Source organism: Burkholderia sp. MSMB1588, assembly GCF_001546925.1.
GTDB lineage: Bacteria > Pseudomonadota > Gammaproteobacteria > Burkholderiales > Burkholderiaceae > Burkholderia > Burkholderia humptydooensis.
The window spans coordinates 1,512,802-1,525,614 of the sequence record NZ_CM003770.1 but is presented as its reverse complement, the minus strand read 5'-3'; the positions used below and the strand labels follow the sequence as shown (position 1 = coordinate 1,525,614).

Below are 12,813 nucleotides of genomic sequence, written 5' to 3'. Positions count from 1 at the left end.
AATGGAGCTATGAACAAGTCGAACAAGTGTTCTGCTGAAGTCCGTGAACGTGCAGTGCGCATGGTACGAGAGCATCGCGACGAGTATCCGTCACAGTGGGCGGCGATCGAATCCATTGCCCCCAAGATCGGCTGCACGAGCCAGACCTTGCCGGGGTGGGTCAAGCGAGAAGAAGTCGATAGCGGCAAACGCATTCGCTCGACCATCCCTGATGTCACGGCCCAACGTCCGCTGGATCGCAGCAACCGTCAGTTCAAGGCCGATCGGCCGAACCAGCTTTGGGTTTCGGATTTCACATACGTTTCGACGTGGCAGAGCTGGCTCTATGTGGCGTTCGTAATCGACGCGTTCGCCCGACGTATCGTCGGCTGGCGCGTCAGTTCGCCGATGACCACGGACTCCGTTCTCGGCGCACTTGAACAGGCGCTGTACGCTCGCCGGCCGGACAATGACGGTACGCTCATTCATCATTCCGACAGGGGGTCGCAATACGTCAGCATTCGCTATAGCGAGCGGCTGGCCGAGGCCGGCGTCGAAGAACTGTTGGCGACAACGATCGCGGTTGCCGCGGACATGAAGGCCGTTGCACGCAACGAGTTCAAGCGCTTGATCGTCGACAGCACGGTGCAAGCGAAGGCGATCGCGTTCCCGCCCGACAGCCGACTGCTGGAAGTGGCGCGTGCAAAGATGGGGACGCTCGCGCATCGTGCTCTTGTGTTTGCTTCTGTAGATCACCGCGCGAGCCCCGTGGATAAGCAGTGTTCATAAACACGTATCGCCACGCTGATGCCGAACAGGACATTCTTGCCTCTGCCGGAGTTTTGCCGAGGCATCAAGCCAAGCCGCACTGCCAGTTGGCGTCCGCTGACAAAGCTTCGCGCGTCGCCCACGGTCGCTACCAGTGCGCTGGCGATAAGCGGCCCAATTCCGGGACCTTTCGCCACCTCGCGGCCCAAGTCGCTGTTCCGGCGCCACGCCTCAATCTGCACGCCAATTTCATCCGCCTGGCGATCGAGTTCTTTAAGGTGCTCCGGCAATCGCTAGATGAGCAAACAGAACGTCCCCGGCAGCGGGTCGGCGCAGCCTCGATCAGTTCCAGTACCGGCCTGACAATGTTTTCGATACCTTGAGGAACAACCAGGCCAAACTCGGCCGGCAACCCACGGATCTGGTTGGCTTGGGCAGTCCGCACAGTGATCGTAACCTTCATGGTGTGCGCTCCCATTCCGGTTAGATGGGTTGTGGTAACACTCACCACTTTGATACATCGATGTCGTCGCGTGGGGGCGTCCATTCCAATAGCGCAACTTGACAACGTCCACAACCGCACACGCGGTCGGAAATATGTGCACCGCGACTGAGACAAGCGGGTAAGGAGGCGGTCGAAAGCAAGACGCCCGGCATTGGTACCTATTTGCCTGATAATAGGTCAGAAAACTCGAAAACGGACCTCTCACATCTGATAGGTTGACCCTGGACGGCCTCGGGCTTTCAATTGCCGCACGATACGGGGGCGGCCCTGACTGGTGTGAGTGGCCCGATAGATCGCCGCCACTTTGGCGTCCAGTGCCTCGTTGCCCAGCGCACGGGTGCACCTTCCGCGATTCACTGGATCTTGCCCGGGAGAAGCTCATCCCCCATTGATCGCTTCCTCGCTATCGACCCGACTACCTGTCAAGTCAAGTTCCGGCTAAGAGACGGTTTCAAAAAGAGTCCAAGGGGCTGTTAACTTTTTCAGCATCCTGTTAACCTTGGCCGTCGTGACAGACGGGCCAAGGAGATGGGTAAGCCAATCATTGATGACGAACTGTGGGCACTGATCGAAGCACTGCTACCTCCGCCAAAGCCGCGCCGCTTCAAGTACCCCGGTCGCAAGCCGGTAGCGGACCGTGCGGCTTTGACGGGCATCCTTTTTGTGCTGAAGACGGGCATTCGTTGGCGCGACTTACCGTCCGAAATGGGATGCGGCTCAGGCGTAAGTTGTTGGCGCAGGCTGCGCGATTGGCAGCAAGCCGGTGTGTGGGATCGACTGCACGCGGTGCTGCTGGCGAAACTGCGAGCAGCCGAGAAGATCGACTTCTCCCGTGTGGTCGTCGACTCATCGTCGATTCGTGCGGTTGGGGCGGGCGAAAAACTGGCCCGAACCCCACCGATCGAGCTCGACCCGGGTCGAAGCACCACATCGCCACCGACGCCAACGGAACGCCGATCGCGGCAATCCTGACCGGCGCCAATCGTAACGACGTCACCCAACTGGTTCCGCTGATCGAGGCCATTGTGCCGATCGGCGGCGTGCGTGGACGGCCTCTGAGCCGTCCTGCCCGCGTCTACGCCGACCGTGGTTACGACCACGACAAATACCGACGCATCCTTCACGAGCGCAACATCCCCACCAGCATTGCGCGGCGCGGTCAGCCGCACGGTAGTGGCCTTGGAAAAGTCCGTTGGGTCGTCGAACGTACTCATGCTTGGCTGCATCATTTCCGCCGTCTACGTATTCGCTTTGAACGTCGCGCCGACATTCACGAAGCGTTCCTCAAACTCGGCTGCTGCCTGATCTGCTGGAATACCCTGCGGCGAGCCCAGCAGTCTTTATGAAACCGTCTCTAATTCACATGACGTGCCGTACGTGTGAGAGGAAGTGAGATAACCCGAGACGAATCCGCGAGATAAAACCGGGACGAACCGGGACTGAATGGGATCAGACGGGAGCGGCGAGGAAAATCTGTTTCATAGGCTGGAAGGCGGCGCGCAGTCTGGAAAGTCGTACTTTACCAGCGGTGCCGCCCGCCCGATTATTCGAACAGATCACTCTGCCGGGCGGCGAGTTCCTCGCGCCGCACGGCCTTGATGATCTTTTAGACCCACTGGAGCGAGACACCGTACTTCCGTGCCAGATCTCCGTGTTTGTCACCGCGGAACTCGTCGAAAATCTGTCGATCGCGCTGCGACAGGCGGTAGGACGCCCCCATCTGAAAGTAGATGTGCCTCTGTTGAATTCTGAGTGGGTGGTATGGTCCGATTTTTCGCATGACAAGACGAAGGGAAGTCATGCATAGCCAGTTGTTCGAAGCCGCATTGGGTGTGAGCGATCCGTGGTTCGTGAGCGGCGTCGATTTCGACGCGGCCGCCAAACGGCTGACGATTCAGATCGACTTCACTGCCGGCACCCGCTTTCCGTATCCGGAAGTGGCCGGCGCGCATCCCGTACATGACACTGTCGTCAAGCGCTACCGGCACCTGAACTTCTTTCAGCACGACTGCTATCTCGAAGTGCGCACGCCGCGCGTGAAGCTGCCCGATGGCCGCGTCGCGCTCGTCGAGCCCAGTTGGGCCAGCAAGCTCAGCGGCTTCACGCTGCTGTTCGAGGCGATGGTGCTCACGCTCGCCCAGCAGATGCCTTTTGCCGCGGTGGCCCGCGCCGTTGGCGAGTCGTGGCACCGCGTGCACGCGATCTGCAAGCGCTACGTCGAGCTGGCGTTGGCCGAGATTGATCTGTCGGACGTGACGAGCGCCGCCGTCGACGAGACTTCCTACAAGCGCGGGCACAACTATCTGACGCTCGTGGCCGACGCCAAACAACGCAAGGTCGTGTTCGTTACCGAAGGCCGGGACGCCGCCACCATCGAGCAGTTCGCCGCCCATCTGCAAGCGCACAACGCCACGCCCGAGCAAATCACCTCGGTCAGCATCGACATGTCGCCGGCCTTCATCAAGGGCGTCAGCGAGCACCTGCCCAACGCCCGCATCACCTTCGACAAATTCCATGTCGTCACTCAAACGCGCAAACGTCATCAAGACCTCGAGCCTGAAGCGGGTGATCGTCGATACGACGGTCATGGAGAAGGCGATTGCATATCCGACCGATTCGCGCCTGCTCGAGCGTTGCCGGGAACATCTGGTGAAGGCTGCTGCCGAGCAGGGACTGAAGCTGCGGCAGAACTACAACCGCGAAGCACCGCGTCTGGCGGGCCAGATCGGGCGCTACGCACATGCCAAGCAGTACAAGCGGATGAAGAAAGCGCTGCGCACTTTGCGTTCGCGAGTGGGGCGCGTGATGCGCGACGTCGAGCGCCAACTGGACGGCGTCGCTCAGCAAGGTCGGGCGGCGCTGGAAGAGCTGATTGGCCGCACGAAGCGGATTCTCACGCAGAAGCAGAAGGACAAAAACAAGCTGTATGCACTGCACGCGCCGGAAGTCGAGTGCCTGGCGAAAGGCAAAGCGCGCAAGCCGTACGAATTCGGCGTAAAGGTGTCGATCACGACGACGCACAAGGAAGGTTTGGTCGTCGGAGCGCGTTCGATGCCGGGCAATCCGTACGACGGGCACACGCTGGCCGAAGCGTTGGAGCAAGCGGCGATCTTGAGCGACGTACAACCGGAGATTGCCGTCGTCGACCGCGGCTACAAGGGTGTCGCCGTCGACGGCGTGAAGATCTATCACCCCGGCTTGCGACGCGGCATCACGCGCGGCCTGCGCGCAATGATCCGGCGTCGCAGCGCGATCGAGCCGGCCATCGGACACATGAAGGCCGATGGCAAGCTCGATCGGAATTGGCTCAAGGGCTCGTTGGGCGATGCAATTCATGCGGTGCTGTGCGGCGCCGGCCACAACCTGCGGATGATCCTGAGAAAGCTGCAGCTTTTTTACGCATTGATTCTTGCTGTCCTGCTCAATGGCGAGACTGCCGCACTATCGGCGGCATGACGCCGCCGCACAGTAAAACGAATTGTTCAGGGCCGACTACGTAACCATACCAGCACTGTCGAGCGTCCCCGGATACCGTAACGCTGCTGCGCCTCTTTGTACGTTAGTTCGCCTTTTTCGACCTGCGCCACCACCGATAGCTTAAAAGCCAGGCTGTAGTCCCGCAGCGTCCGATTGATCCCTTGCTCCACTTGGTACCTCTTCGCTTCGGCGAAAAAGTGTCAACCTATTTCAGGACGGATCACATCAATAGATTCGATTGACGAAACGGATACAACGACCTATCTTCAATATGCTTCAACTGTCAAAAAAGTAGATCTGTATTCACATTTCTGAAATGGAGATCAAAATGGGCAAGTTAACCGAAAATCAGATGGAGAAAATTATCACCCGATTCAAGGAGTATGACAACGATGATGATGGAGTTATTACCGAGTCCGAGTTGACGAAAATTCTAGGTGACTATTTGACTGATTCTCAAATAAAAGATATGTTTAGCAAAATGGACACCAATGAAGATGGTCGTGTAAGCCTTGATGAGTTCAAGCAGGCAAATTCCTAGCCTTTCCGACTGGAGAGGCGACCTCGCTGGACGGTGACCGAAGCGCGGCCCGAATCGGGGCCGCGCTTCCGCCCGTTTCCAAGGCCCAAAGCATCTTGCTGGCAAGATATACTATACTGCTAACGCCGAGCGTGACACGCCGAGGACGTTCGCAGATGGTGTTCATTGGTCGTCCTGCGGCAGCAAGCGCGAACGCGCAATCAAACTTTTTGCTCAAACGTCTGGACCACTGCCTTCAGGCTCTCGCTCTCCACGATCTTCTTGCCCGATAACCATTGCAACGTGCGAATCTCCTTGCGGGCGACAGCCAGCGCCGATGCGGGAATGATCGGCTCGCCAGTCTGCACGGCCCGTCAGGCTCGCACGCTGGCACTGCTTGCGCCACGCGAATATCTGGTTCGGATTGATGCGGTGCCGGCACGCCACGCCTGACACTGGCGCATCCGGTCCGAACGTCTCCTCCACGACTGCCCGGTCTCCTACGGGGAGCGCCACCGACCTTCGGCTCGCTCAGAACTTCGACATTCAAAGCATCGCGCATCGCCTTAAAGTTATCCACTGCAATTTGTCTGGGTGGACAGCGTGCGCCAAGCCGAATCGGCCGAACATGCCGTCGGATCCACGATGATGTGATCTGGCCTGGGATGTCGATTGATACGCCGTCTATCACCTGCGGGTCCGGTCTCGTTGGTGTTTGCAGTGTCTGCTACTGATGGCGCGAGATCCAGCGGCGCAACTGGTTCGGATTGACGTCGTGCTCCATAGCCGCCCGGGCGATCGATACCCCCGGTTTCAAGCAAAACTCGACCAGCTCCCGCACGGCATCTTCATCAAATTCCCGCCGGCCATCCCGTCTGCGGCCAACTACCAGTCTGCTTCGAAGATCCTGTTTTTCTGTCATCACGGTCTGAGTGCATGTGTCCACGCGGACACCTAGTATCTGACCTTCTGCCTGCCATTGGTAGGGCGTCGTTTATTGACGGCTTACGAGGCATTAACTGCAACTGAGCCTGCATTCGATCACGCCGATCTGCATTCCATCGGCATGGACTGGGATTATCTGCAACTGACGGACTTCAGATCGGCAGCCCGGCCGCGAGCATCTTGTCGCGAAGGGTCGCGGCCCTCACCGGCTCCAGCGAGTTGCCGAACAGCGCCTTGATCTCGACCGGCTTCGCGTCGAACGTAAGCGACTCGTCCTGACCGTTTACTGATGCTGATTTTTCCAACGCATGATGGGCGCGTTTAGATTGACGGAGCCAGTCAGCCATGTCGAACGCAGCGGGTCGCGCGCACCCCCATCGCACGTACGCGCGAGAATTCAAGCAGCAGGTGATCAGAGAGACGCTAGAGCCCGACATGTCAGTGTCGATTGTTGCGCGACGGCATGACATCAACGCCAATGTGGTGTTCGGATGGCGTAAGCAATATCGTGAAGGCAAGCTGGTCGTCCCTGCACTCGACGTTGCGCCGAGCGTGCCAAGCACGGAACTGCTGAGCGTCGACGTGATCGACTCGGCATTGGTACTTCGGGCGCCGGAGCCGACAGTGGCGTCGGAAGCGATGAGCAGCGTACCGATGCCGACGCCCGTGTGCGAGATCGAGGTGGAGATCGGCAAGCGGCGCGTGAAGATTCGCGGCCTGTCTGCCGAGCGTACCGAAGCGTTCCTGCAGGAATGCTGAAGTGATCGCGTTGCCGGCAGGTACGCGCATCTGGCTGGCGGCCGGCGTGACCGACATGCGCTGGGGGTTCCAAGGGCTGGCCGCGAAGGTACAGACGGCGCTCGAAGAGAATCCGCTGGGCGGTCATGTGTTCATCTTCCGTGGCCGCCGCGGCGATCTCGTGAAGCTGCTGTGGGCGACCGACGACGGGCTCTGGTTGCTCGCAAAACGATTGGAATGAGGCCGTTTTATCTGGTCACAGGCTGATGGTGGCAAGGTTCATCTGACGGCGGCACAACTGTCGATGTTGCTCGAAGGCATCGATTGGGTGCGACGGGAGACCGTCAAGAGATAGAAGGTGAAAGTCCTTTGCGATGAAGAACCAGCGAATCACATCGGCCCCGAGTCATGCGGGGGCACTCGCGAGAGTGTCACCGAAGCGTTGACAGGGGCGCACGTAGGCCAGCCATTGAGCGACGAAAGACTTCCCAATCGGAGTGCTGATGCTTTCCAGTCAGCAGAAGGCAATACGTCCCACCGCGATATCGCGAGCGGTGGGCGGCTCCGCGTCGTCGGTAGACCCTGGCATGCGTGTACGTCTCTTGAGCGGGAACCGCGAGGTCTCCAGACCGCCCTCGCCAGCCGGGCGATGGGCCGCATGGTGAAGGCTGGGAGCCGTAGACCATGATGCACGGTCCGGAGAAGTCAGACTCGCTCGTAGTACCAGGGAAACCGGCGAACAAAGCGGCGTCAGCCGCAGCGGAGCTGGTGGAGGGAAGGAGCAGGACCGAAGGGAATGCGATGATGCAAAGCATGGTCCGGACGCAGAGCTGGGAAGCCGTGTCACAGGCGCAGAGTCGCATACGGGAAGCTGTCAACAGAAACGGGAAGGAGAAACTGACAGCGCTCCTGCATCACATTGACGTTGACGTCCTGCGTGCGGGCTTCCTGTCGTTGAAGAAGAGCGCATCAGCGGGCGTTGACCAGATGACGTGGGGAATGTACGAGGCAGCACTGGAAGAAAATCTCCAGCGGCTGCATCAGCGGCTCCACGCAGGAGCGTATCGGGCGTTGCCTTCGCGGCGGGTGTACATCCCCAAGGCAGATGGCAAACAACGGCCACTCGGCATCGCCGCCATGGAGGATAAAATCGTTCAGGCGGCGACGGTCATGATCCTCACGCCGATATACGAGGCGGAGTTTCTGGGTTTCAGTTATGGGTTCCGGCCCGGGCCGCAGCCAGCATGATGCGTTGGACGCGCTCGCGTACGGAATCAAGGGGCGCAACATCTGGTGGATTCTCGACGCCGATATCAGTCGCTTCTTCGACACGATCAACCACGAATGGCTGGTCAAGTTTATGGAGCACCGTATTGGCGACCGACGAATCATCCGCCTGATCCAGAAATGGCTGAAGGCGGGCGTGCTGGAGCAAGGCGCGCGGATCGATACATCTCAGGGAACGCCGCAGGGAGCCGTGATATCACCCCTGCTTGCGAATATTTACTTGCACTATGTGTACGATCTGTGGGTTCAGGCATGGCGGAAACGTCATGCAGACGCTGACATGATTGTTGTCCGCTACGCGGACGACACCATTGTTGGTTTCCAGTATGTATCAGATGCACACGCATTTCTGGGTGAGTTGCGAGACCGACTGGCGAAGTTTGGGCTGAGTCTGCATCCAGAGAAGACGCGATTGATCGCGTTTGGGCGCTTCGTTGCCGAACGGCGCGCGGCGCAAGGGCTCTCGAAGCCCGAGACCTTCGACTTCCTCGGCTTCACGCACATTTGCGGGAAGAAGCGAGGGGGCAAAGGCTTCCAGCTCTGGAGAAAGACGAAGCGCAAGCGTAAGACCGAGACGGTCAAGCGAATCGCGACAGAACTGCGGCACATGAGGTCAAGTCCTATCGACGAGCAAGGCCGGTGGCTGGCTCAGGTACTGCGGGGGCATTACGCCTACTTTGCGGTGCCGACCAACCTTCAGGCTGTTCGTGCTGTTCGCCACCTGGTCAAGATTCGCTGGTATCTCAGCCTTCTGAGGCGGAGCCAGCGCCGGCGGCTTACGTGGCGTCGCATGAACGTGATCGTTGAGAAGTACCTGCCCATGCCACGCGTCCTGCACCCATGGCCGGAACAACGCTTCCTCGTCAAACACCGACGGTAGGAGCCGGATGCCTTAATTGGGCACGTCCGGATCTGTGCGGGGGGCGTCCCGAAAGGGACGTCCCTACCGCGATCGGCAGCCGCGACGTACCGCTGCTCTGTCGATGTTGTAAAGGCTCGTAAACTGCGATGCATGTCGAAATATGCGCCGCTTCCCACGACCGTCGCTGAGCTCCAGGCCCTGGTACTCGAGCAGCAAGCATCGCTGCTTGAGCAGCAGGCATCGATCGCGAACATGGTGCGGGAGATCGCTCTGCGCGCGACGACGAAATCGAGCGCCTGAAGGCGCAGATCGACAAGCTCAGGCGAATGTACTTCGGGAGCAAGTCCGAGAAACTGGCCCGGCAGATCGATAAACTCGAAGCTCAACTCGAAGACTTGACGGCCGGCCAGGGTGCTGCAGAGACGCGAGGGCAGCGAGACAAGACGTCGAAGGCGCCACCCGGCCGAGCGCCCACGCGAGAGCCGCTGCCGCTGCACTTGCCGCGCGACGAAATCGAACTCACGCCGGATCCGGCTTGCCCCAAGTGCGCGACGACGATGCAGCGACTTGGCGAGGATGTATCCGAGCAGTTCGCCCGCGTGGCGGCCGCGTTCAAAGTGATCCGCACGATTCGCCACAAGCTGTGCTGTCCTGATTGCGGGCACATCGAACAGCCCGCGATGCCCAGCCTGCCGATCGAGCACAGCATCGCGCATCCGAGCCTGCTGGCCGATATTGCGGTATCGAAGTTCGCCGATCACCAACCGCTGTATCGTCAATCGGAGATTGCGGCACGTGACGGCGTGACGTTGGATCGCGCCAGCATGGGTCACTGGATTGGGCAAATCGCGGAGCTCTGCGGACCGCTGGTTGAAGCGATCCAGCGCTACGTACTGGTCCCCGGCAAGGTGCAAGTCGACGACACACCGGTCGCGATGCTTGCACCCGGCAACGGCAAGACGGCAACCGGCCGCTTCTGGGTCTACGTGCGCGACGATCGCCGCTCGGGCTCGACGGACCCGGCTGCGGTATGGTTCGACTTCTCCTCGGATCGCAAAGGGCTCCATCCACAAACCCGGCTCGCCGCATTCCACGGCATCCTGCAGGCCGATGCCTACGCCGGATTCGATCAGTTGTACGCGAACGGCAAGATCCAAGAGGCAGCATGCTGGGATCACGCGAGGCGGTACATCTACGATGTTCACGTGCGCACGCCGACACCGGATACTCAGCAACTGCTCGAGATGATCGGCGAGCTCTACAGCATCGAAGCCGACATCCGCGGCAAGGCGCCTGACGAGCGTTTGCGTGTGAGGCAGGAAAAGACCAAGCCGTTGCTCGCGAAGTTCGAAGCGACGATCAGGGTGAAACTCGCGACGCTGTCGACGAAGTCCGCGCTCGCCAAAGCGATCAATTACTCGCTGAACCACTGGGCAGCGCTCACGTTCTACTGCGAGGACGGTCGGGCCGAGATCAGCAACGTGCTTGCCGAAAACGCCCTGCGCTGTATCGCGCTCGGACGCAAAAACTATCTGTTCGTCGGCTCTGACAGCGGGGGCGAGCGGGCCGCCGCGATGTATAGCTTGATCAGGACGTGCAAGCTCAACGGGATCAACCCGCGTGCCTATCTGGAATACGTCCTGACCTACATCGCTGATCACAAGATCTCTCGCATCGACGAATTGCTGCCGTGGAACGTGGCCGACAAACTGAAGCCGGCCACCCCGCCTACACCCTCAACCGGGTAGATCTGAATAGATTGGGATGGATCGTGTCCACGATCGGCGACTGCGGACACGATCCCCCGTGATCTATACGGACTCCGACACGCCAACACCATCATGCCTCACGTGCGCGCGACTGAGGAAACGGCCCAGCCGAGCCGCTTACCGTCGAACTGCTCGACAAGGTCCTTGATGCGGTAGCCGTGGCGAGTCAGCGTCGGCTCGAGATCGTCAAGCTGCCGCGACAGCATCGATTCGACGAGCGCAGCCGACACAGGCTTCTCGCCGGTCCGGTATCCGGCCTCGAACGCGAGCGTCAGATGGAGCTGGATCTGTAACGGTGTGCGTAGCTTCGTTGCCAGCAGGTCGATCGCGTCCTCCGTAAGGAGCGACTCGACATCGGTGCCATCGGCTGCGCACGCGCCTATCAGCCAATGCAGGTATTCGCGCTGGCTGCCAGTGATGCCATCGAGCGAGAAGATGTCGGTGCGGTAGCCGATCTCTTCCATCGTCGCGCCCCGTGGAAAACAAGGGAATCCGTCGAACTGGCAACGCTGGAATGGGTCGCCTGGTACAACCATCATCGGCGGATGGAACCTCTCGGCTATATCCCGCCCGCTGAGGCTGAGGCAAACTACTACAGGCAACTCAGCAATGCCGCTGAAGTGCCTGCATTAACTTAAACCAACCGGCCTCCACGATTCCCGGTGCGGTTCAAGGCGACTACTCGTTGATTTGTTGCGACCGCTTAGTCGGTTTCGCCAAAGCGCAATTCCCCAGTATTGTTTCTCCGGAGAACGCCTTTCGGACAAAAACCGTCGAATCTGGCGTCGATCCAAGCAACGCACCAGAGTGATCAAGGTTGGGATATAAATGATATTCGACCCTATTTCCTGTTGCGCAAGCTCGTTTGACTAGTGCGATCTGGCCTGGAACGGAAACAGCGCGATCCTTGCCGCCGGTTCCAAAGAAAATCGGAATGTTGGTCTTGATTTCAGGATAGGCGCCCAGATCAAATAGTGTGGAAAACACGTCCTTGGGGTTCTTCTTGAAGCTCCTGTCAAAGGTCGCCTTTGTCCGAGCAATTTCGTTTTGGAGATCAAGCACACAATGATTTTCGGCGAACTTGAAGATATTGAGCCCCTGTTCATTTAGGTAGTCTTCCGGGCGAAACGGAGGGTCCAGGAGTCTAGCCGTCTGCAGCTGATAGAGATCGAAGGCAAAGGCGGGATCAACTTTCTTGGGCGAGGTCGCCAGCGAGTCAACGGAGGAACCTTCGGTTGAGTCCCAGAGATAGTCTGGTGTGCCGGTTGCGACGATTCCAACGATATCGAGGTTCGGCGCGTACGACGCTGCGTACAACGCGCTCGCGAAGGCTGCACGCGCGCCTTGGGATTGACCAACGATTACTGTCTTGTTCGAAATGTTAAAGCCGCGTTCAGCTACCGCCCGAACTCCGTCGAGCACACTGTACGCTAGCGAACGAGTTCCTGCATACGGATGCGGCCCTACGGTTCCGAGTCCCTGATAGTCGGTTGCGACGATCGCGTACCCCCTATTCAGCCAATGGTCCAAGTAGTCGCGATCCCGACGACTGCGGCCTGCGTACGATGGCGCACAAATGTCTGCGGTACCTACGGTGCCGTGAGCCCAGGCGATCAGCGGCCATCCGCCCGGAGGCGGATGGCCCTTTGGGAGATACAGCGCGCCAGACACCACGATTGGCGTGTGACCATCAACGCCGTTGGTCGAAGTATAGAGAAGGCGGACGTTCTCGCCGGCCTCGGAAAGGCTTTGCTCAGCCGTCAGCCACTCGGTCCGCAACAGTTGACCGGGCACAGCGGGGACATCGCCGCTCCATCTATAGAATGCCGAGATGCTGCCGACAGGTGCGAATTCGCCGGCACGGGACGCTGCAGGGTTCAGAAATATTGTTGCGACGAGGATATGGCAAATCTTTGGAATTCTCATCCTATTTTTCTCAAATTGAGTTGGCACCGTTCGAGCA

8 protein-coding genes and 12 pseudogenes are annotated in these 12,813 nt (G+C 59.3%); 11 read left to right on the top strand and 9 right to left on the bottom strand.

From position 1 onward, the window contains the following. Positions 1-9: 9 nt before the first annotated feature. Both WS92_RS06120 and WS92_RS36425 read left to right on the top strand, forming a co-directional pair. Positions 10-537, top strand: a pseudogene (locus WS92_RS06120) (DDE-type integrase/transposase/recombinase); the annotation flags it as partial. Beyond that, positions 517-690 (top strand): annotated as a pseudogene (locus tag WS92_RS36425) (IS5/IS1182 family transposase); the annotation flags it as partial. The pseudogenes WS92_RS06120 and WS92_RS36425, both read left to right, overlap by 21 nt. 41 nt (positions 691-731) lie before the next feature. On the opposite strand, the gene WS92_RS36420 reads toward WS92_RS36425, so the two are convergent. After that, complete coding sequence (locus WS92_RS36420; protein ID WP_231755932.1) at positions 732-890, bottom strand: hypothetical protein; 159 nt, start codon at positions 888-890, stop codon at positions 732-734. A 578-nt stretch (positions 891-1,468) separates the two neighbouring features. Beyond that, positions 1,469-1,588 (bottom strand): annotated as a pseudogene (locus tag WS92_RS34330) (IS3 family transposase); the annotation flags it as partial. A gap of 192 nt (positions 1,589-1,780) precedes the next feature. On the opposite strand from WS92_RS34330, the gene WS92_RS31240 reads away from it, so the two are divergent. Continuing rightward, positions 1,781-2,598, top strand: a protein-coding gene (locus tag WS92_RS31240) for an IS5 family transposase (protein ID WP_085954781.1) whose coding sequence is annotated in 2 segments (ribosomal slippage) — positions 1,781-2,129 and positions 2,129-2,598 — 819 coding nt in all. Because the reading frame shifts where the segments join, the coding sequence is not laid out codon by codon here. 260 nt (positions 2,599-2,858) lie between these two features. Here WS92_RS31240 and WS92_RS36415 read toward each other — a convergent pair. Continuing rightward, a complete protein-coding gene (locus WS92_RS36415) occupies positions 2,859-2,972 on the bottom strand; it encodes a Mor transcription activator family protein (RefSeq protein ID WP_082744128.1) in 114 nt (37 codons plus the stop codon). A 58-nt stretch (positions 2,973-3,030) separates the two neighbouring features. Between WS92_RS36415 and WS92_RS37120 the strand changes: the two are divergent. Further along, a pseudogene (locus tag WS92_RS37120) lies at positions 3,031-3,729 on the top strand (helix-turn-helix domain-containing protein); the annotation flags it as partial. A gap of 49 nt (positions 3,730-3,778) precedes the next feature. After that, positions 3,779-4,708, top strand: a pseudogene (locus WS92_RS06100) (IS5 family transposase); the annotation flags it as partial. Between the two features lie 38 nt (positions 4,709-4,746). Here WS92_RS06100 and WS92_RS34325 read toward each other — a convergent pair. Next, positions 4,747-4,899: pseudogene (locus WS92_RS34325) on the bottom strand (IS3 family transposase); the annotation flags it as partial. Between the two features lie 158 nt (positions 4,900-5,057). On the opposite strand from WS92_RS34325, the gene WS92_RS06095 reads away from it, so the two are divergent. Beyond that, positions 5,058-5,270 carry an EF-hand domain-containing protein gene (locus WS92_RS06095; protein WP_171845191.1) on the top strand — a complete coding sequence of 71 codons (213 nt, stop codon included), beginning with the start codon at positions 5,058-5,060 and terminating at the stop codon, positions 5,268-5,270. A gap of 114 nt (positions 5,271-5,384) precedes the next feature. Here the strand turns inward: WS92_RS06095 and WS92_RS36405 are convergent. The 3 genes and pseudogenes from WS92_RS36405 to WS92_RS06080 form a co-directional block, all read right to left on the bottom strand. Then, a pseudogene (locus WS92_RS36405) lies at positions 5,385-5,811 on the bottom strand (transposase); the annotation flags it as partial. Between the two features lie 165 nt (positions 5,812-5,976). Continuing rightward, positions 5,977-6,171 carry a transposase gene (locus WS92_RS36400; protein WP_231755981.1) on the bottom strand — a complete coding sequence of 65 codons (195 nt, stop codon included), beginning with the start codon at positions 6,169-6,171 and terminating at the stop codon, positions 5,977-5,979. 175 nt (positions 6,172-6,346) lie between these two features. Then, positions 6,347-6,541: a hypothetical protein gene (locus tag WS92_RS06080; RefSeq protein WP_231755980.1), complete on the bottom strand. Its 195-nt coding sequence runs from the start codon at positions 6,539-6,541 to the stop codon at positions 6,347-6,349. A 61-nt stretch (positions 6,542-6,602) separates the two neighbouring features. On the opposite strand from WS92_RS06080, the pseudogene WS92_RS34320 reads away from it, so the two are divergent. The 4 pseudogenes from WS92_RS34320 to WS92_RS06060 form a co-directional block, all read left to right on the top strand. Beyond that, positions 6,603-6,716, top strand: a pseudogene (locus WS92_RS34320) (transposase); the annotation flags it as partial. A gap of 292 nt (positions 6,717-7,008) precedes the next feature. Continuing rightward, positions 7,009-7,287 (top strand): annotated as a pseudogene (gene tnpB, locus WS92_RS06070) (IS66 family insertion sequence element accessory protein TnpB). Positions 7,288-7,619: 332 nt separating this feature from the next. Further along, positions 7,620-9,099 (top strand): annotated as a pseudogene (gene ltrA, locus WS92_RS06065) (group II intron reverse transcriptase/maturase). Positions 9,100-9,333: 234 nt separating this feature from the next. Further along, positions 9,334-10,829: pseudogene (locus tag WS92_RS06060) on the top strand (IS66 family transposase). Positions 10,830-10,927: 98 nt separating this feature from the next. Here WS92_RS06060 and WS92_RS36395 read toward each other — a convergent pair. Then, the gene (locus tag WS92_RS36395; protein ID WP_082743895.1) at positions 10,928-11,314 is read right to left on the bottom strand and encodes a phosphoribulokinase/uridine kinase; all 387 of its coding nucleotides are present in this window, start codon (positions 11,312-11,314) and stop codon (positions 10,928-10,930) included. On the opposite strand from WS92_RS36395, the pseudogene WS92_RS34315 reads away from it, so the two are divergent. Further along, positions 11,300-11,488, top strand: a pseudogene (locus WS92_RS34315) (IS3 family transposase); the annotation flags it as partial. The gene WS92_RS36395 and the pseudogene WS92_RS34315 sit on opposite strands and share 15 nt — an antisense overlap. 40 nt (positions 11,489-11,528) lie before the next feature. Here the strand turns inward: WS92_RS34315 and WS92_RS31225 are convergent. Continuing rightward, positions 11,529-12,776 carry an alpha/beta hydrolase gene (locus tag WS92_RS31225; protein ID WP_082743893.1) on the bottom strand — a complete coding sequence of 416 codons (1,248 nt, stop codon included), beginning with the start codon at positions 12,774-12,776 and terminating at the stop codon, positions 11,529-11,531. Between the last annotated feature and the right edge of the window lie 37 nt (positions 12,777-12,813).